We start from the raw sequence: 26,403 nt of genomic DNA, 5'->3' as shown, positions 1-26,403 counted from the left end.
CGAAGGAGCGGGCATGCCATCGTTCACCGAATCCGAGTACTGGTTGGGCAGACTGGTTTTCCAGCACGGTCTGGCCGTCATCTATCTGATCGCCTTCGTCGCGGCGGCGCGGCAGTTCCGGGCACTCATCGGTGCGAAGGGAATGTTGCCGGTGCCCCGATTCGTCCGGCGGGTCGAATTTCGCCGGGCGCCCAGCATCTTTCATTTCCACTATTCGGACCGGTTCTTCGCCGTGGTCGCGTGGTCGGGCGCCGCGCTATCGGCCGCGGTGGTGGCGGGTGCGTTGAATGTGGTGCCGCTGTGGGCGGCGATGCTGATGTGGGCGGTGCTGTGGGCGCTGTACCTGTCGATCGTCAATGTGGGGCAGGCGTGGTATGCGTTCGGGTGGGAGTCGCTGCTGCTGGAGGCCGGATTCTTGGCGATCTTCCTCGGCAATGATCGGGTCGCGCCGCCGGTGCTGGTGTTGTGGTTGGCGCGGTGGCTGCTGTTCCGGGTGGAGTTCGGCGCCGGTCTGATCAAGATGCGTGGCGATTCCTGCTGGCGGGATCTGACCTGTCTGTACTACCACCACGAGACCCAGCCGATGCCCGGCCCGCTGAGCTGGTTCTTCCACCGCCTGCCCAAACCGCTGCATCGCGTGGAGGTGGCGGCCAACCATTTCGCCCAACTCGTTGTGCCCTGGGGACTTTTCGCGCCGCAGCCGGTGGCGAGCGTGGCCGCCGCATTCATCATCGTCACGCAGCTATGGCTGGTGCTTTCCGGCAACTTCGCCTGGTTGAACTGGGTGACGATCGTATTGGCCACCACCGTGATCGATATGTCCTCGGCGAAAGCGATACTGCCCGTACCGGATCCGCCGTCGATGCCCGCGGCGCCGCCGTGGTTCGCCGGCCTGGTGCTCGCGTGCACCGCCGTGGTGGTGTTGCTGAGCTACTGGCCCGCCCGCAATCTGCTTTCGCGCCAGCAGCGAATGAACGCGTCCTTCAACCCCCTGCACCTGGTCAATACCTATGGCGCGTTCGGCAGTATCGGCCGCACCCGCGAGGAGGTGGTGTTCGAGGGCACCGACGAGGAGGAGCTCACCGACCAGACACTGTGGCGGGAGTACGAGTTCAAGGGTAAGCCGGGGGATCCGCGCCGATGGCCACGGCAATGGGCGCCATACCACCTCAGGCTGGACTGGCTGATGTGGTTCGCCGCGATCTCCCCGTCCTACGCCCGCAGCTGGTTGCTCGCCTTCGTCGAACGACTGCTGCGCAATGACCCTGCGACACTGCGACTATTGCGCAGCTGCCCCTTCCCCGACTCGCCACCGACGTATGTGCGAGCGCGAATCTATCTGTACCGCTTCGCGACTCGCGCCGAACTCCAGCAGGAGCACATGCTGTGGCGGCGCACCCTGGTCGGTGAGTACCTCCCGCCGATGGCGCTGAGTCAGTAGTAGCTGCGGCCGCCGGGGCCGCCGGATGCCGACCAGACCTCGGTGATCAGCCCGGCGGCGATGCGCAGGATGTCGGTGCCGCTCACGTCGATCTGTTCGCCATCCGGTCCGGTGCGCGCCGCGCCATAAGGGCGTGCCACGAATCCCGTTCGGGTGTCATCCATTTCGACGACGGGCTCACCCTGGGGCACGAATCGGATTCCGGGACGCTCGTCGCGGAATCCGGCGATCTTGGCGGCGAAGGTTTGCCGGTCGTGGATATCGTCGTAGTCGCCGGCGCCCGGCTGGGCGTAGCGGAGGGTGAATTCGGGGGCCATGATCTTGTCCGCGAGCGCCAGGTCGCCGTTCCACATCGCGGTCCATTCGTCGAACAGGGTGATGCCGAAGTCACGCATCAGTACTCCTCAATAGTCTCATTGATATGGTCTCGATGGCAGTAACATATAGTCTCATTGAGACGGTGTCAATGGGATGGAGGAGCCATGGCGGATCTCGGACCGCAGGACCACATCGTGCTCGGGCTCATCGCCCGCCACGGACCGCTGACGCCCTATGAGTTGAAGGCCAAGCTCGAGGAGAGTGTCGACTACTTCTGGCCGGTGCCGCATGCGCAGCTCTATCGGATTCCCGTGCGCCTGGCCGAGCAGGGGTTGCTCGACGAGGAGGCCGAGCAGGGCGGGCGGCGGCGTCGACTTTTCCATCTGACGGATAAGGGCCGGGCCGAACTGAAGCGTTGGCTCGCCGATCCACAGAGCCCGCCCGCCGAGACCCGGGATCCGGCACAGCTCAAACTCTTCTTCGCGGATCTGGGCGCGCCGGGCGATGTGGTCGCCCTGGCGAACAGCGAGGCCGCGGAGCATCGTCGCCTCCTCGAGCTGTATCGATCGCTGTACGCCGATATCGACCCGAGCGACAAGGTGCGCGTGGTCTCCCGCGCGCGCATCCTGCGGCTCGGCATCCTGCACGAACAGGCCTATGTCGAGTTCTGGGAAGACCTCGCCGCCGACCCCGAATATCGGGACCGGCGGCGGAAGTAGCGGGAATCAGGCGCGGCGGGCGCGCTTGACGAAGCGGACGCTGAGGGCGATCAGCGGGGCGAAGAAGATGGCCGACAGGACCGGCGAGAGCCAGGCCATGGTGTGGATGGGGAGTTGGTAGGCCAGCAGGACGCGGACCGTGGCTTCGGCGACGAGGCCGACGCCCCAGGCCGTGGCCAAGGTGTTGAAGCCGCGGCGCTTGGCCGGGTTCGCCTGGTAGGACGCCTCGAATTCGGCGAGTTCGGCCGGTCCGGTGGCCGCGAGTGCCTTGCGCGCGGACAGGTAGGTCAGCGGTTTGCCGACCACGGTGCTGATCAGGAAGGCGATACCGACGATCGCGGTGCCCGCGGAATCCTTGACGATCATCATGCGGGGATCGCCGCTGATGAGTGAACCGATCAGACCGAAGGCGAAGACGCCGAGCATGATCGCGGCGAACGGCTCGAGGCGCCGCGTTCGGATCGTCTCGATGATCAGCACCGCACCCGAGAACAGGGTGCCTGCGAGCAGGCCGGTGAAGTCGCTGTAGCCGAGTCCGGTCAGCAGGAAGTACGCGCCGATGGGCACCGCGACATCACGGGCGATCGGGGCCAGTACGCGGATCGGGCTGAAGCGCGGCGGTGCGGCGGTCGGCTCAGCCGCGGGCTGTGCGGTGGTCGTCATTGCGGGTGCTCCTGGCTGGTGATTCGGCTGTGCACTACGCGAAATGACGTTACGGATCGGCGCTCGGCGACAAATCTGCCAACCATCACGGGTCCGGCATGACAACTGTCATGCCCGCTGCCTACCGATGGAACTGCCGGATCGGTCTGCCTGCGAGCATGCGCACGAAGAGTACGGCGAAACGCAAGTGGCCCAGTGCCTCTCGCTTCGTGAAGGCCACCGACCACACCGTTTTCGTGCCCGCCGCGGGCAACGGACGATGGTCGAATCGATCCGCCAGCCAGTTCATGGTGACCGGCGCGCCGATGAACAACAGCGGCATATGCAGGCTGAGGCGGTCGCGCAGATAGCGCACATGCGCGCCGCGGACCGTGTAGCGGGCAACGTGCTGGTCGATATCGTCGACGGCGATGAGTTCGTCATTGACGCCCTGGATGACCAGCAGGGGCATGGCGGGCGCCTGCACACCGGGACGGATATCGGCCATGATCCGTTGCAGGCCGGGTTCGGCGAGCAGGTCGGCGAAGGTGCGGTGGCTGTAGTCGTCGACGTTTTTGCCCATCAAGCGGAACAGCAGATGCAGTGTGGTCCGCGATTCGGCATCGGTGAGCAGATCGAGGAATTCGGTCTTCACATGGGTGCGCAGGATGCGATCCAGATCCGCGTAGGCGCGGCGCAGTCCGGCCACGCACACCGTTGCGAAACCGGCGAAGAAGGTGCCGTTCAACCGCGCGAAGGCCGAACCTGGATCGCCGACCGGTGAGCCGGCGACCGCGCCGACGATATCGAGTTCCGGTGCGTATTCGGCGGCCAGTTCCGCGGCCCACGCCGTAGCGAGGCCGCCGCCCGAATAACCCCACAGCGCAACGGGAGTCACCTCGCTCAGGCCGAGCGGTGCGAAGCGCAGGCTCGCCCGGATGGCGTCGAGGGATCGGTAGCCGGGTTCGCGTGGCACGCCGAAATGTCCGGCCAGCCCGCCGTGATCGGGCACCGAGATCGCCCAGCCACGGGCCAGTGCGTAGGTGATGACGGGTAGTTCGATCTGCGGAATCGAGCCGAGTGCCCGCGCGCCGTGCCGCAGTGCGTACGAAGGCAGACATTTCGAGCTGACGCCGTCGATGGCGCACTGGAACGAGACCAGCGGCCGCGGCTCGCGCGGGTCGGCGCCCCACGGCAGCAGTACCGTGGTCACCGCCGCCTCCGCGGTGCCGTGGAAGTTGCTGGTGCGGTACAGCAGCTGCCAGGCCGAAAACCTCAGTGGTACACGGCCGAACAGCGCCAGCTCGACCTTGCGTGTCCGCAGGATGGTGCCGGGGGCGAAGCGTGCGAATCCGGCGGGCGGCCGATAGAACTGATCCAGCTCCGGCTGTAGCGGCCGACCGGAACGAAAGATTTCGGCAATCGGGTGCGCCGATTCCCTTCCGGCGTCGGCGTGCACGCTCATTCCTGTACATCCTTTCGAGGGTGCACCGGCATGGTGTTTTATTTGAAATGACGCCGGAATACCGATACTAAACGTAGCAATGCGGGGGTGGGAAAATAATTGTCCCGAAACACAATTGAGTCGAGTGTTTTTCTCCGAATCGCGGTGTTGACGGTGACCGTCGTCACCCGGTAGGACATGGGAACGCGCAGGTGAGCAGCGTCATGCGCGAGCTGCTGTCACTGCACGCGGACGAGAATAATCCGCGAAAATCTTGTGTTCGGAGACAAAGCCGAGCGGTTACGAGATTTATCGATAAATGGCATCGTTGGGTAACGTGCAAGTCATGTCCGTTGTTCTGCCCCAGCTGTCCGGAGACGCGCCGATAATCGCCCGACTGGTCCGTCGGTTACCCGAAATCGCCGAACGCATGCTCGAGGCCGGCCTGGGCTCCACGCCACCGGCCGCGGACCTGCCGGACGGGCATTTCACCGGCGAGGTGCTGCCCGCGATCGCCGGATGCGGCCAGGCTTTCCTGCGCGCGACCCAGGAGCAGCGGGTGTTCACCGGGGCCGAGGTGATCGAATTCGTCGGTCCGGTGGCCGAGCGGCACGCCGAGGACCGAATTCCGTTGGGGCTGTTGATGCATGCCGTGCACGGCTCCGGTCAGGTGATCCTGCAGGAGGCGGCGGCGGTGGCCACGCCGGAGGATATGAACGATCTGATCGCCTTCGGCGCACGGCTGCTCGATCTGCTGCGGGATATCAATGTCGCCGTGGTTGAGGCGTATACCGATGTGGAGCAGTCGATCTACCACGCCGAACGCGAGGCGCGCCGGGCGCTGTGTTCGGCCCTGTTGCGTGGCCAGCCCGCGGAGGAACTGGCGGCGCGGGCGGATGTCGTTCTCGCGGAACGCTATACGGTGCTCGCCATCCATATCCGCCCGGACGACCACCCGATCGTGGTCGCCGATCTGCTCACCCGTCGCCGAATCCGGGTGCTGCAGCGGGCATTGGACGGCATCGCCGGAACCAAGGCCTTGAGCACGTTCGACGGCACGACCGGAATCGCGCTGTTGCCGAGCGGATCCGAATCCAAGGAGTATGAGCGGCTGTGCGCCGAACTCACCGAACAGTTCGGCGTCGATGTCTTCCTGGCCGAACGTCGCGCGGTCGAACGGGATCTGCTGCCGCATGCGGTGCAGGAGGCGACCGATCTGGCCGAACTGGCTCGGTTGCTCAACCGGCCGAGCGGACTGTACGACCTGGATGATCTGCTGCTCGAATATCAGCTGACCCGGCCGGGCCCGGCTCGGGACCGACTGGCCGACCGCATTGCCCCGCTGCTGTTGCGCTCGCACCTGTTCGAGGCGCTGGAGGCGCATCTGCGGTACGGGTCAGATCGGAAGGCGGCCGCCGCCGAAGTGCATGTGCACCCCAATACCTTCAGCTACCGACTCAAGCGCATCGCCGAACTCACCGGCATCGATCCGAGCGAACCCAATGGCTCGCGGCTGCTCGCGGCGGCGCTCACGGTGCACCGTTTCTATCCGGTGGGCGAGGCGGCGGAGGTTGTCGACGGGGAGGGATGAACCGCGTACCGCGCTGAACCGTGAGGTGATGGAGATACTTGGGCCGCAAGCGCCGCCGCGGTCACGAACTCCAGGAGTGCCTCATGTCGACGATCAACGGGTTACCCGCCCACGTACTGCTGGTGCACCTCATCGTGGTCTTCGTACCGCTGACCGCGGTGCTGCTAATCCTGTCCGCGGTGTGGCCCACAGCCCGTCGTCGACTGATCTGGCTGGTCACGACCCTGGCCGCGATCACCGTAGCCCTCACCCCGGTGACGACCGAGGCAGGGGAGTGGCTCCAGCGCAAGCTCGGCGGATCCCCCGCCATCGATAAGCACGCCGACCTCGGCAACACGATGATCTACTTCGTGGTGCCACTACTGCTCGTCACCGCCCTGCTGATCATCATCCACCTGCGCGACGAGCGCGGACGCCCAGTGGGTCGTGTGGTCACCGTCCTGGCCGCGGTATTGGCAATCGCCGCAGGCGCCGCGGCGACCGCACAGGTCTACCGGGTCGGAGACTCCGGTTCGCATGCGGTGTGGGGTGCTCGAGCTCGTCTCGATCAAGGCCACGTTGAAAGCGATTGGATGCGTGAAGTGTTAGTCGGGCTCGGCTAAGCCGAAGACGCGGGTGGCGTTGCCGGAGAGGAACAGGTCGCGGCATTCGTCGTCGAGGGCGAGGTCGTCGAGGCCTGCCAGGGCGCGCTGTGGCGGGATCATCGGGTAGTTGGTGCCGAAGAGGACCTTGCCGCGGCCGTGGGACTTCAGGTAGGCCACCAGCTCGGGTGGGTATCTGCGCACCGTGTAGGCGGAGGTGTCGATGTACACGTTCGGGTATTTCGTTGCCATCGCGATCATTTCGGTGGTCCACGGATAGCCGATGTGCCCGCCGACGATGACAAGTTCGGGGAACTCCAGTGCGACATCGTCGAGATATGGGATCGGGCGGCCGGTTTCGGAGGTGCGCAGCGGGCCGGTGTGCCCGACCTGTGTACAGAACGGAATTCCCAGATCGACGCATTCGGCGTAGAGCGGGTAGTAGCGCCGGTCGTTCGGCGGCAGGCCCCACAGCCACGGCACGATCCGCAGCGCCTTCATCCCGAGCTCGGTGACCGCACGACGGAGTTCGCGCACCGCGACCATCGGTTTGCGTAGGTCCACTGATGCGACGCCGACCAAGCGTCCACCGGATTCCGCGACGAATCCGGCCACCTCGTCGTTGGAGATCAACACGCCCTCCGGCCCGTACCAGGCGCTGGTCAATGCGGTATCGACGCCGCCTGCGTCCATGGCGGCGAGCGTCATGGAGACGGGCGGCGGCTGGTCCGGGATGGTGTCACCGGTCCAGCGGCGCAGCGAGTCCAGCATTTCGTGCTGGAGCAGCCGTACCGTCGGATGCTGGGCCCACGCATCGATGATGGCCATCACGTCACTGTATGACCCTTTAGATAACGAAGGGAATCAAAGCCTTTCGATCGGCCGGATAGTCGGCGAACTTCTCGCGATACCACTTGTGCGTGGCAAAGGCGCGCGGCACCAGATTCCCCGCGGTGATCAAGAAGATCACCACACCCGCCAGGGACCAGGTGAGCAGGGCGAACCCGGCCCAGGCGATCAGCTCGGCGAGATAAGCGGGGCTGCTGACGAAGCGGAAGCCCGCGCCGCGCGGGATGCGGTATTCGGTCGCACCCGGATTGTCCTTATCGCGCAGATTGCGCACGATCGATTCGGAGCTGACCAGCAGTGCGAAGCCGCCGAGGTAGATGACCAGACCGGTCAGGAAGCGCGGATCGATCAGCCAGTCGGTGCCGTATTGGTGCAGGTAGTCGTGGCTGAAGAGGGCGCCGTTGAGGTAGCCGTGCAGCGCTGTGACGAACATGCCCGCGGCGATCACCGACACATTGAAGCTGCTGCGCTTGCCCGGGACCTGTCGGATCGACAGCGGGAAGAACCAGCCGCGATTGCCGTAGTGCAGCAGCCAGATGGCCGCGAGCATCAGCGCGGTCGGCTCGAAGCGATCGGGGCCGGTTAGATAGAACACCGCGAAGACCACCGTCGCGGGAATCTCCATCAACCACCAGCCGAGCTTCGGATTGAGGTTGAAGCCCATCCCGGTGGTGCCGAAACGGCCGTAGGGACTCTGTGCGAAAAGGCCGCCGATCAGCACGAATGCCGCGAACGCGAAGCCGATCGTCAGCACGGTGTCGTAGGCGGTGTTGCCGGTGTACCAGTCCATAGGCGTCCTTGTCGAGCAGGGCGCCGACACTTCTTACCGAACCCTCGGCGCCGAAATTAGAACATGTTCTACCATGTGACGCAGTAGCTAGGAGGAATTGTGATGCCGCTGGATTCCACAGCCAAGGACCTGATCGCGGCCGTGCAGGCGTCACCGCGTGCGGTGACGGCGCACGACAAGGCGGCCTGGGTCGACCTGTTCACCGCCGATGCCACCGTCAATGATCCGGTCGGTTCCCGCCCGCATATCGGCCGCGCGGCGATCGAACGGTTCTACGACACCTTCATCGGCCCCAACACCATCGCCTTCCGGGTCGACCACGACTTCGTCGGCCTGTCCACAGTGGTCCGCGACCTGCTGATCCGTACCACCATGTCGACCGGCGCCACCGTCGCGGTGCCCATGCACCTGCGCTACGACCTCGTCGAGGAAGACGGCGTCTGGAAGATCACCCGGCTGGCCGCTCATTGGGAGCTGGCCGCCATGATCGTGCAGTTACTGCGCACCGGACTGCCCGGACTCGGCGCGGCACTGAAATTGGGTCCGCAGCTGATCGCGAATCAAGGCTTCGACGGCATGCTCGGCATGATGCAGGCACTGCGCGGTATCGGCCGATCGGGCAAACGTGCTGCGGCCCAGGTGTTCTCGGCCGCGGCAGCCACGGATATCTCGCGGGTTCGTCGCCTGCTCAGCGAGCGCACGATTATCGAACTCCCAGCCGGAACCAGGATTTCGCTGGAGGAGTTCACCAATCGGGCTCGGAATATGCAGTGGGACAAGCTGATCGCCGCGGGCCGAACGGTGAGTGCCAGCGTCCGACTGGAATCGGCCCAGGGTGTCGCCTTCATCGACTTCGCCCCCGACAGTCGACGAATCACCGCCATCCGCATATTCATTCATTCGATCTAGCGGTGGTCCGCGGCGACGGTAAGCCGCCGCGGCCATCATGACGAAGCTATGCGGCGATCGATCCCTCGCGCGCTGGTTCGGGTACGACCTCGTCGGCCTGTGCCGCTTCGGACCAACCGGGCGGGCCGAAGATGTAACCGAGCCGCCCACGCCAGGTATTCGCATGGCGCACATCGCTGATCAGCGCACCGAGCTCGTGATAGTTCACCTTCAGCGGATTATCGGTGCCGATGTTCTTGGTGAGGCCGTAGCGGATGGGTTCGCTCTCCGCGGCGAAGCTGCCGAAGAGCCGGTCCCAGATGATGAAGACTCCGCCGTAGTTCTTATCGATATACGGCTGATTCGAACCGTGGTGGATGCGGTGATGAGCCGGGGTGTTGAACAGGAACTCGATCGGGCGCGGCAGGGTCCGGATGCGCTGGGTGTGGATCGGGAACTGATAGAGCAGCCCGATGGTCTGCAGCAGGAAGATCATCCACGCGGGCATGCCGATCAAAGCCGCTGGTACCCAAGCGAATCCGCGCACGATGGTGGCCGCCGGATGCACCCACGGCAGGCGGATGGCGGTGGACAGATTGAAGTACTGACTGGAGTGGTGGACGCTGTGCGCGGTCCACAGCAGCCGGACCCGATGGTCGGCGCGGTGGGCCCAGTAATAGCAGAAGTCGGTGACCACCAGGCCGAGCACCCACACCCACCATGTGGTCGGCGACAGGTGCAGCGGAGTGATCGCGGCCGCGACTACCACCGCCGAGAACGGAATCAGATACTGCAGCACCGGCTTCAGGAATCGGCCGAGCAGGTAGGTGGTGATATTGGAGGCCATATCGCGTCCGGAGTGGCCGTTGGCCGGGCGATCCGGATCGCGGCGATAGTCGATCCACTCCACGAACATGAGTACGGCGAACGCCGGTATGGCGTAGATGAATAGCTGCGCACCGATCACGATGGCTCCTCCGCTCTGCTGCTTCACCGCCACGTTACGGGCGCTGGCCTGGGCAAACATCGCGCTGACGAGGGATTCGCGATCCCCCGGGCGGGGGATGTGCCGCGGCTGGCGCCCGGGCAGAGTTCGGTCCGAGGAATACGGGCGAACGCTGGGTAGGATCGCCCGCGGACGGCTCGACCCGGACTGTGCGAAGGTGGTGCGAACTGTTGGATGTGAGCAGATCGCTGGCCCGCCAATCGCTGGTGGTCGCGGGGGTGGCCGCGGCGATCGATGCCGCGATGTTGACGTTGAACGGCATTTTCTCGGTGGCCCCGTGGCAGGCCACCGCGGTGCTGATCGCCATCGTCGCGGCCGATCTGGCACTGGCCGCGCCGCCGCGCACCGCCGGTGCCGTGGCCTTGATCCAGGTGGCGCTGCGACTGGCCGAGGCCCTGATGCTGCACCGGCACGGCTTCGCCGCACGCTTCGCCGATGTCGGATTCCTGGTGGCGGGATATCGGGCGGGCGCCTGGATGGTCGGTCCGAAATCGGTGCTGACCGTATGCACGATGTCCGCGGGCTTCGCGAGCGCGCATCTGCTGATCAGCAGCAATACCGCGCACGATTGGCGGCTGCTGCTGGCGTCGACGGTATCGGTCGGCGTGGTGCCGTGGCTGGTCGGCCGGTATACGGCAGCGCGGGGCGCGTACATCGCCGATCTCGAGCAGCAGGCCAAATTGCGCGAACAGGAGCAGCGGACCGCACTCGCCCGCGCCGTCGCCGAGGAACGCGCCGCCATTGCCAGGGATCTGCACGATGTGATCTCCCATCACGTCAGCGCCATCGGCATCCACGCCGGTGCGGCCCGAATCGCCATGGCCGACACCGGGAATGCCGCCGCCACTCGATCGCTGACCGCGGTGGAATCGAGTAGCCGCGCGGCCATGGTCGACCTGCGCCGCCAGCTCGATCTGCTACACGGGCGCGAGGAGGACGGCCAGCGACAGCCCGGACTCGCCGATATCGAGGATCTGCTGGAGCGGGTGCGCGCGGCCGGTCTGGCTGTTGAATTCACCGTGCGCGGTGCGGCCGTCGAGCTCCCGGATTCGCTGAACCTGACGCTGTATCGCATCGTGCAGGAGATGCTGACCAATGCGCTGCGCCACGGTGACGGCGCGCACGCACAGCTGATCGTGGACTATCAGCCGAACCGGGTGGTGCTGGAGTCGATCAATCCGCTCGCCGACACCGCCGCAGTGGGCGATACAGCGGAGCATCGTGGCCTCAGCGGTATTCGCCAACGTGCCGAATTATTCGGCGGCGAAGTGCGATTCGGTCCGGACGGCGCGCAAAACCATTGGCACACCAGGGTTTCCCTGCCGATCGGAGGTTCGTGAACGCACCGGTCCGCGTATTGATCGCCGACGACCACAGCATGTTCCGCTCCGGACTGCGTGCGGTCGTGGACAGTCAGACCGATCTCGAATGCGTCGCCGAGGTCGGCGACGGCCGCAGCGCCATCACCGAAACCGCCCGGCTGCGCCCGGACGTCGCGATTCTGGATGTGCGCATGCCGAAGCTGGACGGACTCGCGGCCACCGCGGCGATTGTCGCGGCGGGCGGCACCCGTGTCCTCGTACTCACCACCTACGACAGCGATGCCAACCTCTACCGCGCACTGCAGGCGGGAGCCAGCGGGTTCTTCTTGAAAAGCCTGCCACCGGAGGAATTGGTGGCCGCCATCCGGATCGCGGCCCGTGGTGACGCCCTGATCGATCCGTCGATGACCCGACGGTTGATATCCCGGTTCGCGGGCACGCTCGCCCCGCCCGACACCCGGCCCGAGGTGGAACAACTCACCGTGCGCGAGCGAGAAGTGTTGCTGCTCTTGGCCGATGCGCGCAGCAATGCCGAGATCGCCGCGGCACTCGGCGTCGGCGAAGAGACGGTCAAAACACACGTATCCCGGGTACTCGCGAAACTCGGTGTGCGCGACCGCATTCACGCTGTCGTCTACGCACACAAGCACGGCCTCGTCCCCCCGCACGGCGGCTAGTGGGCGTGCTTCCGCGCAGGCACCGCTGCCGCCGCTCGACTTGCGTGACACGCCATTGCGCGCGGTTAACTCGCGCACCGGTTCGCGCGATAATCTCCAGTGAAGCCCCGGACCATTCCCCTTCGGCCCGGGGCTTCACCCTGCGTCCGGACCGATCGCATGACACGCTTACAACCGTGTCCGAATCGCCGAATCTCACAGGTCAGGGCCGAATCGCGGCGGTACTGCGTTTTACGACCGAACTCATCGCCTGGATCGCGACGCCATGGGCGCTGGCCGGACATTCGGTTGTGCTGGCGGTGCTGTCGGTAGTTGTACTGATCGGGCTGCCCACTGTGTTCGCCACGCCCGGTGACAAGAAGCAGGTGCTGGTAGCCGTGCCCGGCTGGGGCACGATTGCACTGGTGGTGCTGCAACTGGTTGCGGCGGTCGTCGCCGCCTGGGTGGCCTGGCCGGTGTGGCTCGCCGTCCTCGTCAGTGTGCTGGCGGTGCTAACGGTGATCACGGAGCTGCCGCGCTGGCGCTGGCTGTGGCGCGCCGGAGGACGATAGCTCGCTATCCGGTGATGGTCGCGCGGACGAAATTGTGGTCGGAGCGGCCGTCGACGGCCAGGACCGTGGCATCCCGCACGGTCGTGCCGCGCACGATCACATGGTCGATGAACTGCGATTTGGTGCCCGATATGCGCGGACGGGTTGGTGCGGAGGCGGGTGGCAGGTCGGCCATGGTGAAGTCGGGGCCGAGTGCGGAGGCCACAGTAGTGCTGTCGATATTGAAGTCGCCGAGTAGTACCGTCGCCCGATCCGGTGCGGCGAGTTCGGCCAATCGGGTCAGCTGGCCGGCGCGGCGCGGATCGCCGGTCACGTGGGTTGCCACGATGACCATGCCGGCAGTTTCGACGGCGAGTGCGCCCTTGCCGGGATCGTTTTCGAAGGATTCGGCCACGATTTCTCGGCCCGGTTCGTCGAGGACGAGGACGAGATGTTCGGTGGGATCTTGCAGCGGGGTGGTTCCATTGCGCGGCCGTGGGATGCGTGGGTACCGCAATGTGTGGATGTCCTTGTCGGACAATGCTGATCGCAGACTTGCCAGTTGGTCGCCGCTGACCTCCTGTAGCGCGATGACTTGTTCGGGTCGTTCGGCGATCCAGGCGGTCACCGCGGCGATGCGCGCCGCCTCATCGGGCCAGCGGGTCGCGATATCGGGGTCCCAATTCTCCGCGTGCACGCGGTGCAGGACATTCCAACTCGCCACTGTGATCACAGCTCGCGATGCTAGTGCTCGAGGCTATGTAAGCCTGACGTGGACAGTCAGTCCGCGGCGGGATCTAGAATTCGCCGCTGGTCGCCGGGTCGGCCAGCGCGCCCTCCGCGGTTCGTAATCGGTCGGTGAGTGCCGTGAGCAGGTCCATGGACTCGGTGGATAGTCCGAGTGCCAGCTGCACCAGGCGCCGTAGTGGCGGGCTCTTGATCTGACCAGCCACCAGAAGGTCGTGGTCACCAGGTCTATCGAGGTAGTCGAGATTCACGGCGCGGTTCTCACAATCTGTCAGCTGCTCCCGGATTACCCGTCGCTCCAGCGGTTACTCGCGCTACAGCAGGTACGGCCATCGGACCTCGATGCGCAGGTCATACGGTTCGAACACCCCGCCACTGTGACACACATCGCACAGACCCCTTCGCTGTGCCGTGGTCGAATGTTTCGCGGTTGATCATGGACATTAGCGTCTAATATTCCGGCAAGCGGAGGCTACCCCTCCGATCGACCCCTACCGAAGGGCAGAACAGTGGCGTTCGCGGACTATCAGAACGAGATCTACTTCGCGGCCCTCGGCGGGCATGCCCCGGAGTTCCCGATGGACTTCGCGACGCTCGAGGCGAAGGCCTCGGCCGCACTGTCCGCAACGCTGTACTCCTATATCGCGGGCGGAGCCGGTGACGAGCTGACCCAGCGGCGCAATGTCGAGGCGTTCGAGGACTGGGGTGTGGTCCCGCGGATGCTCGTCGGTGCGACGCAGCGCGACCTGTCGGTGCAGGCCTGGGGACTCACCTTCCCCAGCCCGATCTTCATGTCCCCGGTCGGCGTGATCGGCTTGGTCGGCGATAAGCACGGCGATATCGCGGTTGCCGAGGCGGCGGCGAAATCCGGTGTGCCCGCGGTCTTCTCGACGCTCATGGAGGATCCGCTGGAGGAGGTCATCGGCCACGCCGGTGCGACGCCGAGCTTCTTCCAGCTGTACACGCCGAAGAATCGAGACCTGGCCGCGAGTCTGGTGAGCCGGGCCGAGGCCGCCGGATATCGCGGCATCACAATCACCTTGGACACCTGGGTTCCGGGCTGGCGGCCACGCGATCTGTCCACCGGGAACTTCCCGCAGCTGCGCGGGCACGTGCTGAAGAACTACACCTCCGATCCCGTCTTCCAGAAGATGGTCGGCTCGGACGATCCGCAGTCCATCGTGCTGAACTGGGTGCAGACCTTCGGAAATTCGCTCACCTGGGACGATCTCGAGTGGCTTCGATCGCTGACCGAACTGCCGATCGTCCTCAAGGGCATCTCCCATCCCGATGACGCGCGCCGCGCGATCGATGCGGGCGTCGACGGCATCTTCTGCTCGAATCACGGTGGGCGCCAAGCCAATGGCGGTCTCAGCTCGCTGGAGACGCTGCCCGGGGTGGTCGAAGCCGTCGCCGACCGGGTGCCGGTGCTGTTCGATTCCGGTGTGCGGTCGGGCAGCGATGTGATCAAGGCGCTCGGCCTGGGTGCGACGATGGTCGGCATCGGCCGCCCGTACGTGTACGGCCTTGCGCTGGGCGGGGTTTCGGGTCTGGTGCACGTGCTGCGGATGATCCTGGCGGAGGCCGATCTGCTCATGGCGGTCAACGGCTATCCGGATATCGCGGCGGTGCGCGAGAATATCCGGCCGAGGCGCTGAATCACGGTGTCATCAGGCTGATCAGGAATCGGGTCAGTACCTCGGTGATGCCGGCGAGGTCGGTCTGCGCGTCATCGGTGCTCCACTGGTGTACCAGCGCGAGCAGTGCGCCGAAGTATCCGGTCACGGCGGTGTGAAACCCACCGGGTGGCACGAAATCGGGTCCGAGCGCTCGCCGCATCTGGTCCGCGAAGAAGTCCATCCACAGCGCCCGCTGCTCCATCCTGCGCTGCTCGACGCGGTCACCGACCCCGACGACCTCCACATGCGCGATCCGGGCCACGCGCGGGTCACGACCGATCGACTCCGCATAGGCCCGCACCGCCGCCTGCGCCAGACCGACCGCATCACCCGATGCCGCCGCCGCATCCGTCGCGGCGGTGACCGCCTGCCTGGCCTCGGTCTGGATCCGGTCGTACACCGCGATCAACAGATCCTCGCGGTTCTCGAAATGCTCATAGAACTGGCTGCGCGCCAGTCCGGCCGCCCGGCACAGCGCGGTAATCGAACTGTTCTGGTAGCCGCTCTCCCCGAATACCGTGACCGCGGCGGCCAGAAACTGCTCTCGCCGCTGCGCACGGCGGTCGGCGACGGGCCGTCCGTCGTACATCCGCGATGAGCCGCCAGCAGTCATCCGAGGACAGTACCGGTCCTACTGAGCGGTGTGCGCCGCACGCGGTGTGCCACTACCGTGGGGCGGCGAGTCCGGACCCCGATCGCTGGGAGATGAGCGTGCCTGTATCGACGATCGAGAATGCGGCGGCGCCGACCGCGGCACCGACCGAGCCCGAACGCCGCACCATCCCCACAACCGCGTTCTGGGTGATCTCGGTCCTCGGGATGGTCGCCGGTGTGTACTACATCCACCAGGTGCGCGAAACGATGCAGGTGATGATGCATCTGATGGATCTGGGCGTCTATCAGATCGCCGGGCACCGGGTGGTCGACGGCGCCTCCATCTACGACACGCCCCTGCTGGGCCACACCCGCGGCGTATGGGAGTTCGTCTACACACCGTTCGCCGCGCTACTGTTCGTGCCGCTGGTCAATCTGCACGGTGATGTCTTTACCTATGTCGGTGCGTTCGGCAACTTCGCCATGCTGACGGCGTCGGTGTGGGCGGCACTGTCGATGCTCGGCTATCGGCGCGACCTGCGGCTGGTGCTGCTGGGCGTGCCGATCGCCGGACTGCTGATGTGGTGCGAGCCGGTGCGCGAGACCATGGCCTTCGGTCAGATCAATATCTTCCTGCTGTTGCTGGTCATCGCCGATATGGCACTGCCGGATACGTCGCGCTGGAAGGGCGTGCTGACCGGGATTGCGGCGGGCATCAAACTCACCCCCGCCTTCTTCGTGGTCTATCTGCTGGTCACCCGCAGGTATCGGGCCGCTGGGACGGCCATCGGTGCGTTCGTGGCGACCGTTCTGATCGGTCTCGCGGCCATGCCCAAGGATTCGCTGACCTTCTGGAGCGGTGCATTCGCCGACCCCAAGCGCGTCGGTGTGCCGGAGAATCCACGCAACGAATCTCTGCGCGGCCTGCTAGCGCGGACCATCGGCGTCGAGGGTGTGCACCAATTGCTCTGGCTGGCAGGCGCTTTCGCCATCGCGGCGGCCTGCCTGTACCTGGCACGGCGGCTGTCGCTGACCGGCAACGAACTGCCCGCGGTGGTACTGGTCGGACTCACCACCACCGCGGTGTCTCCGTACAGCTGGGTCCATCACTGGGTCTGGCTCGCACCGCTGCTGGTCTATCTGGCTGATCTCGCCTTGCGCAGGCGCGGTGTGGTCGCGTCGATCGGCCTGCTCATCGCAGTGGCAATCGCATCGGGTGGTGTGATCGCCTTCTTCGACCCGACGATGAGCAGCATTTACGACTATCCCGTGGGAAGTCACCTCACGACACTCGTCCACAACGGATACATCTGGCTCACGCTCGCGTTGTTCGCCGCCGCCGCTGTTCACCTGCGACGGTCGGCAGCTGACCTACAGGAAGCTGCCGCGCGGTAACCAGCGTCAGGACTCCGACGCGGGAGCCTCCGCCGTGTGCTGTTCCGAGACCGCCGCGGCGTGTTTGGCGCCCGAGCCCCAGCCGACGTGCAATTCGCTGCGCATGCGGTCGACCATATGCGGATAGTGCAGCTCGAATGCCGGTCGCTCGGAACGGATGCGCGGCAGCTCGTAGAAGTTGTGCCGCGGCGGCGGGCAGGTGGTGGCCCACTCCAGCGAGTTGCCGTAACCCCACGGATCATCGACGGTGACCACTTCGCCGTAGCGGTAGCTCTTGAACACGTTCCAGATGAACGGCAGCATCGACGCACCGAGGACGAATGCGCCGATGGTGGAAACCGTATTGAGCGCGGTGAATCCGTCGCCGGGCAGGTAGTCGGCGTAGCGGCGCGGCATACCTTCGGCACCCAGCCAGTGCTGCACCAGGAAGGTCAGGTGGAAGCCGACGAGTGTGGTCCAGAAGTGCCACTTGCCGAGGCGTTCGTCGAGCAGTCGGCCGGTCATCTTCGGGAACCAGAAATAGATGCCCGCGAACGTGGCGAACACGATGGTGCCGAAGAGCACGTAGTGGAAGTGCGCGACGACGAAGTACGAGTCGGTGACGTGGAAGTCCAGCGGCGGGCTGGCAAGGATGACACCGGACAGACCACCGAACAGGAACGTCACCAGGAAGCCGACCGAGAACAGCATCGGCGTCTCGAAGGTCAGCTGGCCGCGCCACATGGTGCCGATCCAGTTGAAGAACTTCACACCGGTCGGGACGGCGATCAGGAAGGTCATGAACGAGAAGTACGGCAGCAGCACGGCGCCGGTGGCGTACATGTGGTGCGCCCACACCGCGATCGACAGCGCGCCGATGGACAGCGTCGCGTAAACCAGTGTGGTGTAACCGAATAGCGGCTTGCGGCTGAAGACCGGGAAGATCTCGGTGACGATGCCGAAGAACGGCAGCGCGACGATATACACCTCGGGATGGCCGAAGAACCAGAACAGGTGCTGCCACAGCAGGACGCCGCCGGTGGCCGGATCGTAGATATGCCCGCCGAGGTGACGGTCGAAGGCCAGCGCCATCAGCGCGGCGGTCAGAATCGGGAAGGCGAGCAGGATCAGGATGCTGGTGACCAGGATATTCCAGGTGAAGATCGGCATCCGGAACATGGTCATGCCCGGACAGCGCAGGCAGATCACCGTGGTGATCATATTGACGCCGCCGAGAATGGTGCCCAGACCCGAGATCGCCAAGCCCATGATCCACAGATCCGCGCCGGCTGTTGGCGCGTGCTCGATGGTGCTCAGCGGCGTGTAGCCGGTCCAGCCGAAGTCGGCGGCGCCGCCGGGCGTGACGAAGCCCGCCGTGGCGATGGTCGCGCCGAACAGGTACAGCCAGTAGCTGAAGGCATTGAGTCGGGGGAACGCCACATCCGGCGCACCGATCTGCAGCGGCAGCACGCAGTTGGCGAAGCCGAACAGGATCGGCGTCGCATAGAACAGCAGCATGATCGTGCCGTGCATGGTGAACAGCTGGTTGAACTGCTCGGTCGACAGGAACTGCATACCTGGGCGTGCCAGCTCGCCGCGCATCAGCAGCGCGATGAGACCACCGATGAAGAAGAAGGTCATCGCGGTGGTCAGATACATGACCCCGAGCACCTTCGGATCGGTGGTCGTGATCATTTTCCAGAAATAGGAGCCCTTCGGCCCGACCCGCTGCGGATAGGGCCGGACTACCTCGAGTTGAGTAGTGGTACTCACGGGCCGTCGCCACCTTCCGATCGCTGAGCAGCCTTGTCCGGATTATGCGCCTTTTCGATCTCCGACATGCGCGCTTTGCCCCATTGCCGCCGTCATGTCTGCTGCCACGGTATGAGTCCGGCTGCGACCACGGTGGGATGTGCGCCGGTGACGCGCGCCGTAGCGTGAAAATACGTCAATTGGGGACCCGCCGGAGCACACCAGATACCGCAAAACCGTCGCGCAGGCCTTCACCCCGCGCGCGGTCGACCGGCTGCACGACCGGATCGTCGAGGTGACCGACGAACTGCTCGACGGTCTGGCCGGACGTGATCGGGCCGATCTGATCGGGGATTTCGCCGTCCGGCTGCCGATCGCGATCATTACCGAAATCCTGGGCGTGCCCGCCGAGAAACGCGAATTCATGCTCGAGGTCGGGCACGCGGGCGCACCGCTGCTGGATATCGGGGTTTCGTGGTCGGTGTTCCGTCGAGCGGTGGCCGCGCTGCGGAGCAGTCAGGACTTCCTGGTCGGGCACATCGAGCGGCTGCGCAGCGATCCGGGTGACAATATTTTGAGTGATCTCGCCATCGGCGGTCAGCTGAGCGCGCCCGAACTCATGGCCACCGCAACGCTTGTCGCGGGCGCTGGTTTCGAGACGACCGTCAATCTGATCGGCAATGGGACGATGCTGCTGCATCAGCATCCGGACCAACTCGACCTGCTGCGTGCCGATCCGGAACGCTGGCCCGGTGCGATCGAGGAGATGCTGCGCTTCGACAGTCCGGTGCAGATGACGAGTCGAACGGCCCTGTGTGACACCGAGATCGCGGGCGTGCGGATCGCCGAAGGGGAGATGGTCTCGCAGCTGCTCGGCTCCGCCAATCGGGATCCGGCGGTATTCGCGGATCCGAACACCTTCGATATCGACCGCCCGAATGCCAAGGACCACCTGTCGTTCAGCAGCGGTGTGCACGCCTGCCTCGGCGCCAGCCTTGCCCGGATGGAGGGCGCGATCGCCCTGCGGACTCTGTACGAGCGGTTCCCGGATCTGCGGATCGTGGGTGACGCGCCGCACCGCGGATTGGCGAATTTGCGTGGCTACCAGCATATTCCGGTTGCGCTCGGCTCCGCACGCAGACAAGATCCGGTGTCGTTTTGAACGCCGCCAACGTTGGTGTGCCGCATATCACGAGTAACGGCTAACGCTTGGCTAACGATTGTTCGGAGTGTGGGGACGCGCATGGTCACCGCATTCGGATCGAGCCGCAGGGAGGGCATTGCCGATGGATACCGCAACGGCCCCAACGTTTTTCGAAGATGTCATCGAATCGCTCAACGCACTGCCCGGCTGCACCTTCCGCTTCGACAACGTGCCCTGTCGACATCGCGCCGAATGGCATATCCGCAAACGCCCCTGCTGCCAGCGCAGCGGCGTCGACCTCATGTGCGACACCTGCTATTTCCGCATCCACGGTTTCTTCGCCATGGGCGTGCGATTCCGTTGCGCCGGTTGCGGTGCGCTCTCGGACACCTTCGGCACTATGTACCCCGTCGCCGTCCGGCTGTGACGGCTGCCGGATTCACCATGTGAGGTGCGTCGCACCGGTCGCGGCCCGGGAACTAGCATCGGGCCGCGACCGACCTGTGTGCGAGGGCTGGCACATCCATTGCCCTTCGCAGCTCTCCTTTATCGAGGATTGGTGGAATACGTGCAGGTCAAGCGCTCGCCCGACCGCCTCTTCTGGCTGATCGCGGTGCTCGTCGCCGGTGCGCTCGTGCTGCTTTCGGTGCTCGCGGTCGGCGATATGCCCTACCGGTCGGCGGGTATCGCCTATCCCGGGTTGCTGGATGTCCTGCTCTATGTCGTGCTGCGGGTGGTCGCCGCGCTGGCGGGCGCGCTCACCCTCGGCGCGATGATTTACACACTCTGCTGCACCGTTGTCACCGCGCGCGGTCGGGTCGACGTGGACGGGTATGCCGGGGTCCGGGTGGCGGAGCGGGCGAGTCTGATGTGGTTCGTCTCGGCGCTGGTCCTGATCCCGGTGAGTGCGGCGAATGTGGGTGGGCTGTCGATGAGTTCCGCGCTCGAGCGGGGTGCGATCGGCGTGCTGATCGATGCGAGCGAGAAGCCGAAGGCCTGGATCGTGGTCGCGGTGCTGGCCGGTGTCGTCGCGCTGGTGACGCGGCTGACGTTGGCGTGGACCGGACTGGTGGTGCCGACCGTGCTGGCACTGATCGCGGTGCTACCGCCCGCAATGGTCGGCAATGCGGGGGAGGGGCCGAATCACGACTTCGGCACCGGCGCGATGATCATCTTCCAACTGGCGGTCTCGGTGCTGCCGGGGCTGGCGTGGTGTGTGGCGGCGCAGGTGCGGCGGAACGGTTTCCGGGTAGCGACCGCGGTTCGGCGATACGTGCTCATCGGGTCGTTGTGTCTCGCCGCGGCAACGCCCAGCGGGTTGGTGCTCGGTGCCATCCTGCTGCCATGGTCGGCGCTGTTCAGCACCGGCTACGGTCGGCTCGCCCTGGTGGTCGCCGGGTCGTTCGTCGTCATCGCGATCATGTTGAGAAGGATTGCCGCCGAACATGATTCGAGCACCCTGATCTCAGGAACCGGCGCGCTGTCCGTAGTGGCGACGGCCGCCCTGGTGTCGATGGCCGTCCAACCGGCTCCGGCCTTCGCCGATCGCTCGTTCACCGCGCAGGAGGTGTTCCTCGGTTTCGATCTGCCGGGGCAGGCCGACCTCTGGCGGCTGATGACCATCTGGCGCTTCGATATCGTCCTCGGTACCGCCGCTCTCGCCGGTATCGCGTTGTACGCCGCCGGGGTGCTGCGGCTGCGGCAGCGCGGCGATGTCTGGTCGCCATGGCGCACGCTGTCGTGGACGAGCGGCTGTGCGGCCCTGCTGATTTCGACATCGTCGGGCATCGGCACCTATGGCTACGCCATGTTCAGCATGCACATGATCACGCATATGGTGCTCAATATGTTCGTACCGGTGCTGCTGGTGCTCGGCGCGCCGGTGACCCTGCTGCTGCGCTCGGTCCCCGCCGCACCCAAGGGCGCGGTTCCCGGTGTGCGCGAATGGGTTCTGTGGATTCTGCACTCCCGCCCGACCGCAGTGCTGGCCCACCCCGGCACCGCGATCACGGCATTCGTGCTCTCGCTCTACGGCCTGTACTTCACGCCGCTGTTCCAGAACCTGATCCGCTTCCACTGGGGGCACGTTCTGATGAACGTGCACTTCCTGATCATCGGCTATCTGTTCTACTGGGCCATCATCGGCATCGACCCGGGTCCGCGCCGCCTGCCGCATCTCGGTCGGCTCGGTATGTTGTTCGCCATCATGCCTTTTCACGCCTTCTTCGGCGTCGCGGTGATGTCGATGAATACCGTCATCGGCGCGCGCTTCTACGAACAACTCCAGTTGCCCTGGCATATGGACCTGATGGCTGATCAGCGGGTCGGCGGTGGAATTGCCTGGGTCTCCGGCGAAATCCCGATCCTGCTCGTGGTCGGTGCGCTGCTCACGCAGTGGGTGGCCCAGGATCGCCGCACCGCGGTGCGCACCGATCGCAGGGACGACGAGTACGGAGACTCCGAACTCGCCGCCTACAACGCGATGTTGGAGAAGTTGGCGCAGTCGCGTCGCTGATTCAGCGCGCGAACCGAACCCGCCGCAGCCGCAGGCTGTTCGAGACCACGAAGAACGACGAGAACGCCATGGCCGCACCGGCGATCAACGGATTCAGCAGGCCGAGTACGGCCACCGGGATGGCGACCACGTTGTAACCGAAGGCCCACACCAGATTTCCCTTGATGGTGCGCAGGGTGGCGTGCGCGAGTTCGATGGCATCGGCAACGGCCGCGAGATCGTCGCGGACCAAAATGACATCGGCGGCCGCGATCGCGACATCGGTACCCGCCCCGATGGCCATCCCGAGGTCGGCGGTGGCCAGCGCGGCGCCGTCATTGATGCCGTCGCCGACCATGACGATCCGGCGCCCCTGCTCCTGCATGCGGGCGATCAATTCGACCTTGCCTTCCGGAAGCAGTTCGGCGACAACCTCATCGATGCCGATCTCATCCGCGACCGATTGGGCGGCGTAGGCGTTGTCACCGGTGAACATCATGACGCGCAGACCGAGTGCATGCAGTCGGGCGATGGCATCGGCGGCGGTGTCCTTCACGGTATCGGCGACCGCGATCATCGCGCGGGCCGCACCGTCGATCACCACGAGCACCACGGTGCGTCCCGCGCGTTCCGCACGGTGCACAGCACGACTCAGTGTCTGCGGTACAGCGATACCGCGATCGTTCAGCAGGCGCAGGCGGCCGACCATTACCTCGCGACCCGCCACCAGACCGAGCGCACCCAAACCCGGTAGCGCTGTGAAGGATTCGACCTCCGGCAGTTCGTCGAGCACCGCATTCGCGTGCCGGGTGATGGCTGCGGCGACGGCGTGTTCAGAGGCCGCCTCTACCGCCCCCGCCAATCGCAATATCTCGTCCTCGGTCACTGAATCCGTCACGGTCACCCCGACGACGCTCATCACGCCATTGGTGACGGTGCCGGTCTTGTCCAGCACCACCGTGTCCACATCGCGAGTGGCCTCGAGCGCCTGATGTCCCTTGATGAAGATGCCCAGTTGCGCACCGCGCCCGGAGGCCACCATCAGCGCCGTCGGAATCGCCAGCCCCAGCGCGCACGGACACGCGACCACGAGCACCGCAAGGGCGGGCGTGGCAGCCCGGTCCACACCGGAACCGAGCAGCCACCAGGTTGCGAAAGTGCCTGCCGCCACGGCGAAGACGAACGGCACGAAGACCGAAGAGACCCGGTCGGCCACGCGTTGCATGCGCGCCTTCCCGGTCTGCGCCTGCTCGACCAATCGGATCATGCCGGAGAGCTTCGTATCCGTGCCCACCGCGGCCGCCTCCACGATCAGCCGACCGGTGAGTGCGGTGGTGCCGCCGATCACCGCCATCCCCTCGGTCACCTCGACCGGAATGGATTCTCCGGTCATGGCGCTGGCATCTACGCTCGACTCGCCGGAAACCACGAGGCCGTCGGTGGCGATGGTCTCACCGGGACGCACCACGAATCGCTGTCCCTCGACGAGTTCGCCGATGGGGACCCGCATTTCGCGATTGCCGCGAGTCAGCACCGTGACCTCGCGGGCGCCGAGCGCGGCGAGCGCCCGCAATGCACTGCCCGCCGAACGCTTGGCCTTGGCCTCGAAATACCGTCCGGCGAGTACGAATGTGGTGACGCCCGCGGCGGCTTCGAGATAGATCGAATCGCCGGACCAGAACGCGTCCCAAACGCCGTCCGGGATGTCGGTCCGGTCCGCGTGCAGGAACATGGTGTCCAGCGACCACAGCGTCGCGGTCGTCACGCCGACGGATACCAGGGTGTCCATGCTGGCGGTGAAATTCTTCGCGCCCGCCAAGGCCTTTCGATGGAATGGCGCGGCCGCCCACACCACAACGGGCAGCGCCAGCACGGTCAGGATGATCTGCCAGCCGGTGATCCTGGTGGCCGGGACCATTGCGAACATCACCGACAGATCGGCGAGGGGGAAGAACAGCAGTAGCGCGAGGACCAAGCGGCGGAACAGATCCCGGACCGCCGCTTCCTCGGGGGCGGACGATATGGGGCCGGTGCTATCGGTTCTCGGCTCTGCGCCATAGCCGGCCGCGACCACCTCGGCGCAGAGCTGATCGGCTGAAATGTCCTCGGCCGCATCGATGGTGGCGACGCCGGTCGCGTAGTTCACCGAGGCGAGTACGCCGTCGACCTTGTTGAGCTTGCGCTCCACTCGGTTCGCGCATGCGGCACAGGTCATTCCGGATACCGCGAGCGAAATGCGGGTGGTCGCAGCCTCGGGACGGGTGGCGAGATCGGGCCCACCCGCCGCCCGACCGCCACTCGTCATCGAATCGCTGCGCAATGCTGTGTTCATTCGATTCCGTTCGGTCTCAGGCGGCAGGATCTCGGGTCGAGCGGAGATGGTCGGCGCGGCGGCCGAATCGCGCGCCGGGCGGCAGAACGAGTTCGGTGCGCGCGGGATTGCTGGTCCGGGCCGGCGGTGAGGTTTCCGGTCGTCGGGTGCGATGCACCACCACGACCAGCACCAGCGCGGCGACCAGAATGCCGTGCGAGAGCACCCGGGAAACCGGCACGACACCCGAATACAGATCACCGATGACAAAGGCGGTGAGCGCTGTCACCAGCACACCGAGCACCGGGAGCACACCGGAGGTGGCGTAGGGCCGCAGTGCGCAGTAGATGAATCCGATGCCGATCGCCAGGCTCCATGCCGTCGACTCGTTCATCAGGTGCCGGGTCATTTCGGCGCCGTGATGGTGGGTCATACCGAAGTCGAATCCGGCGAACTGACCGATCGCCAGCGCGCACTGCGCGACACCGAGCAGGCCGAGCAGCAGCCTGGTCGACTCGGATAAGCCGACCCCGGAAAGTGATGTCCGCCACCGTGATGTGCGTGGTCGCTCCAAATCGGCGGCGGCGAAAATGGCGTCGGTGAGGTCGGGTGCGTATCCCGAACCACCGCGCAGCAGGCGCGAGGTTTCCACGGCGGCCGCGTACCAGGAACAGCACTCCGCGCACTGTTCCAGGTGTTCGTCGACGCGTACCGCGGGCACGGTTTCGCGTTCGCCATCGATCCGGGCCGACAGCGCGGTCCGGCATACCTTGCACTCCACGTCCAGTTTGTCGGCTGCCGGCACCACAAAGTTCCCGCGGTCGCGCACGGGTTATTGTCGACCCCATGCCGACTCCCGCCGAGGATGACGAGACGACTCAGCTGGCACTCGCGGCGGCGCGTGGGGATCGACGAGCCCTGGAAGCCTTTATCCGGGCCACCCAGAAGGATGTCTGGCGGTTGTTGGCCCATCTCACCGAGCTGTCGCGTGCCGACGATCTGACGCAGGAGACCTATCTGCGCGCGCTGGGCAGCATCAAGCGCTTCGAGGGTCGTTCCAGCGCTCGAACCTGGTTGCTGTCCATCGCGCGCCGCGTCGTCGTCGATCAGGTGCGGATGGCTGTGGCCCGGCCGCGTATCGCGCAGGGTGTCGATTGGGTGGCGGCGGCCGACCGTCAGGTGGGTCGGCACGATGGGCTCGCCGACATCGTAGAGCTCGAGCTGATGCTCGAGGACTTGTCCGTGGAGCGGCGCGAGGCATTGGTGCTGACGCAGGTGCTCGGGTTGTCGTATGCCGAGGCGGCGGCGGTGTGTGGGTGTCCGGTGGGCACGGTGCGTTCTCGGGTGGCACGCGCGCGCGAAGACCTCGTCGCCGCAACGCGCTTCGGCGGTAAGCGCCGCGCGAACGGCTGACGGCCTCCGCTGGGTGCGAAACCTCGACGGGAAGTGGCTGTTTCGCGGGCTGCCGAAGGCTGTGATGCAATCGGTCGTCGGTAGGCGGCCGCGCGAA

Annotated in this window: 26 protein-coding genes; 14 read left to right on the top strand and 12 right to left on the bottom strand. The window is 65.6% G+C overall.

Going from position 1 to position 26,403, the window contains the following annotated elements; translation table 11 throughout:
* The first annotated feature begins 13 nt into the window (after positions 1-13).
* On the top strand, positions 14-1,441 hold the full coding sequence (locus ON44_RS25655; RefSeq protein WP_040694538.1) for a lipase maturation factor family protein: 1,428 nt from the start codon (positions 14-16) through the stop codon (positions 1,439-1,441).
* Here the strand turns inward: ON44_RS25655 and ON44_RS25650 are convergent.
* Positions 1,435-1,836, bottom strand: a complete 402-nt coding sequence (locus ON44_RS25650; RefSeq protein ID WP_040694535.1) for a nuclear transport factor 2 family protein — start codon at positions 1,834-1,836, stop codon at positions 1,435-1,437. The genes ON44_RS25655 and ON44_RS25650 overlap by 7 nt on opposite strands.
* Positions 1,837-1,923: 87 nt before the next feature.
* Here ON44_RS25650 and ON44_RS25645 point away from each other — a divergent pair, with 87 nt between their 5' ends.
* Complete coding sequence (locus ON44_RS25645) at positions 1,924-2,478, top strand: PadR family transcriptional regulator (protein ID WP_063721633.1); 555 nt, start codon at positions 1,924-1,926, stop codon at positions 2,476-2,478.
* A gap of 6 nt (positions 2,479-2,484) precedes the next feature.
* On the opposite strand, the gene ON44_RS25640 is transcribed toward ON44_RS25645, so the two are convergent.
* Both ON44_RS25640 and ON44_RS25635 read right to left on the bottom strand, forming a co-directional pair.
* Positions 2,485-3,141, bottom strand: a complete 657-nt coding sequence (locus ON44_RS25640) for a VC0807 family protein (protein ID WP_051182438.1) — start codon at positions 3,139-3,141, stop codon at positions 2,485-2,487.
* Positions 3,142-3,262: 121 nt separating this feature from the next.
* On the bottom strand, positions 3,263-4,585 hold the full coding sequence (locus ON44_RS25635) for a lipase family protein (RefSeq protein ID WP_040694532.1): 1,323 nt from the start codon (positions 4,583-4,585) through the stop codon (positions 3,263-3,265).
* Positions 4,586-4,910: 325 nt separating this feature from the next.
* Here ON44_RS25635 and ON44_RS25630 point away from each other — a divergent pair, with 325 nt between their 5' ends.
* Complete coding sequence (locus tag ON44_RS25630) at positions 4,911-6,155, top strand: PucR family transcriptional regulator (RefSeq protein ID WP_040694530.1); 1,245 nt, start codon at positions 4,911-4,913, stop codon at positions 6,153-6,155.
* Positions 6,156-6,238: 83 nt separating this feature from the next.
* Positions 6,239-6,757 (top strand): DUF2231 domain-containing protein, encoded by a 519-nt coding sequence (locus ON44_RS25625; RefSeq protein WP_051182437.1) that lies wholly within the window; start codon positions 6,239-6,241, stop codon positions 6,755-6,757.
* On the opposite strand, the gene ON44_RS25620 is transcribed toward ON44_RS25625, so the two are convergent.
* Together ON44_RS25620 and ON44_RS25615 are read right to left on the bottom strand one after the other, a co-directional pair.
* On the bottom strand, positions 6,740-7,564 hold the full coding sequence (locus ON44_RS25620) for an amidohydrolase family protein (RefSeq protein WP_040694528.1): 825 nt from the start codon (positions 7,562-7,564) through the stop codon (positions 6,740-6,742). The genes ON44_RS25625 and ON44_RS25620 overlap by 18 nt on opposite strands.
* A 19-nt stretch (positions 7,565-7,583) precedes the next feature.
* Positions 7,584-8,375: a phosphatidylethanolamine N-methyltransferase family domain-containing protein gene (locus ON44_RS25615; protein ID WP_040694526.1), complete on the bottom strand. Its 792-nt coding sequence runs from the start codon at positions 8,373-8,375 to the stop codon at positions 7,584-7,586.
* A 102-nt stretch (positions 8,376-8,477) separates the two neighbouring features.
* On the opposite strand from ON44_RS25615, the gene ON44_RS25610 reads away from it, so the two are divergent.
* Complete coding sequence (locus ON44_RS25610; RefSeq protein WP_040694523.1) at positions 8,478-9,284, top strand: nuclear transport factor 2 family protein; 807 nt, start codon at positions 8,478-8,480, stop codon at positions 9,282-9,284.
* Positions 9,285-9,330: 46 nt separating this feature from the next.
* On the opposite strand, the gene ON44_RS25605 is transcribed toward ON44_RS25610, so the two are convergent.
* Positions 9,331-10,230: a sterol desaturase family protein gene (locus tag ON44_RS25605; RefSeq protein WP_040694727.1), complete on the bottom strand. Its 900-nt coding sequence runs from the start codon at positions 10,228-10,230 to the stop codon at positions 9,331-9,333.
* 215 nt (positions 10,231-10,445) lie between these two features.
* On the opposite strand from ON44_RS25605, the gene ON44_RS25600 reads away from it, so the two are divergent.
* The 3 genes from ON44_RS25600 (at position 10,446) to ON44_RS25590 (ending at position 12,819) form a co-directional block, all read left to right on the top strand.
* Positions 10,446-11,609 (top strand): sensor histidine kinase, encoded by a 1,164-nt coding sequence (locus tag ON44_RS25600; protein WP_245567337.1) that lies wholly within the window; start codon positions 10,446-10,448, stop codon positions 11,607-11,609.
* Positions 11,606-12,268, top strand: coding sequence for a response regulator (locus tag ON44_RS25595; protein ID WP_083898146.1), 663 nt, complete (start codon positions 11,606-11,608; stop codon positions 12,266-12,268). Before ON44_RS25600 ends, ON44_RS25595 begins: the two co-directional genes overlap by 4 nt.
* A gap of 176 nt (positions 12,269-12,444) precedes the next feature.
* Positions 12,445-12,819 carry a hypothetical protein gene (locus ON44_RS25590; protein ID WP_040694519.1) on the top strand — a complete coding sequence of 125 codons (375 nt, stop codon included), beginning with the start codon at positions 12,445-12,447 and terminating at the stop codon, positions 12,817-12,819.
* Positions 12,820-12,823: 4 nt separating this feature from the next.
* On the opposite strand, the gene ON44_RS25585 is transcribed toward ON44_RS25590, so the two are convergent.
* Together ON44_RS25585 and ON44_RS25580 are read right to left on the bottom strand one after the other, a co-directional pair.
* On the bottom strand, positions 12,824-13,531 hold the full coding sequence (locus tag ON44_RS25585; RefSeq protein ID WP_040694515.1) for an endonuclease/exonuclease/phosphatase family protein: 708 nt from the start codon (positions 13,529-13,531) through the stop codon (positions 12,824-12,826).
* Positions 13,532-13,595: 64 nt separating this feature from the next.
* Positions 13,596-13,796: a hypothetical protein gene (locus ON44_RS25580; protein ID WP_040694513.1), complete on the bottom strand. Its 201-nt coding sequence runs from the start codon at positions 13,794-13,796 to the stop codon at positions 13,596-13,598.
* Between the two features lie 258 nt (positions 13,797-14,054).
* Between ON44_RS25580 and ON44_RS25575 the strand changes: the two genes are divergently transcribed.
* Positions 14,055-15,203: an alpha-hydroxy-acid oxidizing protein gene (locus ON44_RS25575; protein WP_040694512.1), complete on the top strand. Its 1,149-nt coding sequence runs from the start codon at positions 14,055-14,057 to the stop codon at positions 15,201-15,203.
* A gap of 1 nt (position 15,204) precedes the next feature.
* Here the strand turns inward: ON44_RS25575 and ON44_RS25570 are convergent, their stop codons facing one another.
* Positions 15,205-15,837: a TetR/AcrR family transcriptional regulator gene (locus ON44_RS25570; protein ID WP_040694510.1), complete on the bottom strand. Its 633-nt coding sequence runs from the start codon at positions 15,835-15,837 to the stop codon at positions 15,205-15,207.
* A 92-nt stretch (positions 15,838-15,929) separates the two neighbouring features.
* Between ON44_RS25570 and ON44_RS25565 the strand changes: the two genes are divergently transcribed.
* Positions 15,930-17,213 carry a glycosyltransferase 87 family protein gene (locus tag ON44_RS25565; protein WP_051182436.1) on the top strand — a complete coding sequence of 428 codons (1,284 nt, stop codon included), beginning with the start codon at positions 15,930-15,932 and terminating at the stop codon, positions 17,211-17,213.
* Positions 17,214-17,219: 6 nt separating this feature from the next.
* Here the strand turns inward: ON44_RS25565 and ctaD are convergent, their stop codons facing one another.
* Positions 17,220-18,965 carry an aa3-type cytochrome oxidase subunit I gene (gene ctaD / locus ON44_RS25560; RefSeq protein ID WP_083898145.1) on the bottom strand — a complete coding sequence of 582 codons (1,746 nt, stop codon included), beginning with the start codon at positions 18,963-18,965 and terminating at the stop codon, positions 17,220-17,222.
* Positions 18,966-19,239: 274 nt separating this feature from the next.
* Here ctaD and ON44_RS25555 point away from each other — a divergent pair, with 274 nt between their 5' ends.
* The 3 genes from ON44_RS25555 (at position 19,240) to ON44_RS25545 (ending at position 22,603) form a co-directional block, all read left to right on the top strand.
* Complete coding sequence (locus ON44_RS25555; protein WP_051182435.1) at positions 19,240-20,106, top strand: cytochrome P450; 867 nt, start codon at positions 19,240-19,242, stop codon at positions 20,104-20,106.
* A gap of 124 nt (positions 20,107-20,230) precedes the next feature.
* Positions 20,231-20,515 carry a hypothetical protein gene (locus tag ON44_RS25550; protein WP_040694505.1) on the top strand — a complete coding sequence of 95 codons (285 nt, stop codon included), beginning with the start codon at positions 20,231-20,233 and terminating at the stop codon, positions 20,513-20,515.
* A 132-nt stretch (positions 20,516-20,647) separates the two neighbouring features.
* A complete protein-coding gene (locus ON44_RS25545; protein WP_245567332.1) occupies positions 20,648-22,603 on the top strand; it encodes a cytochrome c oxidase assembly protein in 1,956 nt (651 codons plus the stop codon).
* A 1-nt stretch (position 22,604) separates the two neighbouring features.
* Here the strand turns inward: ON44_RS25545 and ON44_RS25540 are convergent, their stop codons facing one another.
* Both ON44_RS25540 and ON44_RS25535 read right to left on the bottom strand, forming a co-directional pair.
* On the bottom strand, positions 22,605-24,914 hold the full coding sequence (locus tag ON44_RS25540; protein ID WP_245567331.1) for a heavy metal translocating P-type ATPase: 2,310 nt from the start codon (positions 24,912-24,914) through the stop codon (positions 22,605-22,607).
* Between the two features lie 16 nt (positions 24,915-24,930).
* Positions 24,931-25,698 (bottom strand): zf-HC2 domain-containing protein, encoded by a 768-nt coding sequence (locus ON44_RS25535; protein WP_157187320.1) that lies wholly within the window; start codon positions 25,696-25,698, stop codon positions 24,931-24,933.
* 41 nt (positions 25,699-25,739) lie between these two features.
* Here ON44_RS25535 and sigC point away from each other — a divergent pair, with 41 nt between their 5' ends.
* Entirely contained in the window at positions 25,740-26,306 is a 567-nt protein-coding gene (sigC, locus tag ON44_RS25530; protein ID WP_040694502.1) for an RNA polymerase sigma factor SigC, read from the top strand.
* Positions 26,307-26,403 lie beyond the last annotated feature (97 nt).

It is taken from the genome of Nocardia vinacea NBRC 16497, assembly GCF_000308835.1.
Lineage (GTDB): Bacteria > Actinomycetota > Actinomycetes > Mycobacteriales > Mycobacteriaceae > Nocardia > Nocardia vinacea.
The sequence above is the reverse complement of the archived record's forward strand: the minus strand, read 5'-3'. Positions and strand labels throughout refer to the sequence as shown.

What these genes read in the sequence shown, in the direction of transcription:
- ON44_RS25655 (WP_040694538.1), top strand. Translation starts at nt 14, where the DNA reads ATGCCATCGTTCACCGAATCCGAGTACTGGTTGGGCAGACTGGTTTTC.
- ON44_RS25650 (WP_040694535.1), bottom strand. Translation starts at nt 1,836, where the DNA reads ATGCGTGACTTCGGCATCACCCTGTTCGACGAATGGACCGCGATGTGG.
- ON44_RS25645 (WP_063721633.1), top strand. Translation starts at nt 1,924, where the DNA reads ATGGCGGATCTCGGACCGCAGGACCACATCGTGCTCGGGCTCATCGCC.
- ON44_RS25640 (WP_051182438.1), bottom strand. Translation starts at nt 3,141, where the DNA reads ATGACGACCACCGCACAGCCCGCGGCTGAGCCGACCGCCGCACCGCCG.
- ON44_RS25635 (WP_040694532.1), bottom strand. Translation starts at nt 4,585, where the DNA reads ATGAGCGTGCACGCCGACGCCGGAAGGGAATCGGCGCACCCGATTGCC.
- ON44_RS25630 (WP_040694530.1), top strand. Translation starts at nt 4,911, where the DNA reads ATGTCCGTTGTTCTGCCCCAGCTGTCCGGAGACGCGCCGATAATCGCC.
- ON44_RS25625 (WP_051182437.1), top strand. Translation starts at nt 6,239, where the DNA reads ATGTCGACGATCAACGGGTTACCCGCCCACGTACTGCTGGTGCACCTC.
- ON44_RS25620 (WP_040694528.1), bottom strand. Translation starts at nt 7,564, where the DNA reads ATGGCCATCATCGATGCGTGGGCCCAGCATCCGACGGTACGGCTGCTC.
- ON44_RS25615 (WP_040694526.1), bottom strand. Translation starts at nt 8,375, where the DNA reads ATGGACTGGTACACCGGCAACACCGCCTACGACACCGTGCTGACGATC.
- ON44_RS25610 (WP_040694523.1), top strand. Translation starts at nt 8,478, where the DNA reads ATGCCGCTGGATTCCACAGCCAAGGACCTGATCGCGGCCGTGCAGGCG.
- ON44_RS25570 (WP_040694510.1), bottom strand. Translation starts at nt 15,837, where the DNA reads ATGACTGCTGGCGGCTCATCGCGGATGTACGACGGACGGCCCGTCGCC.
- ON44_RS25565 (WP_051182436.1), top strand. Translation starts at nt 15,930, where the DNA reads ATGAGCGTGCCTGTATCGACGATCGAGAATGCGGCGGCGCCGACCGCG.
- ON44_RS25550 (WP_040694505.1), top strand. Translation starts at nt 20,231, where the DNA reads ATGGATACCGCAACGGCCCCAACGTTTTTCGAAGATGTCATCGAATCG.
- ON44_RS25540 (WP_245567331.1), bottom strand. Translation starts at nt 24,914, where the DNA reads ATGAACACAGCATTGCGCAGCGATTCGATGACGAGTGGCGGTCGGGCG.
- sigC (WP_040694502.1), top strand. Translation starts at nt 25,740, where the DNA reads ATGCCGACTCCCGCCGAGGATGACGAGACGACTCAGCTGGCACTCGCG.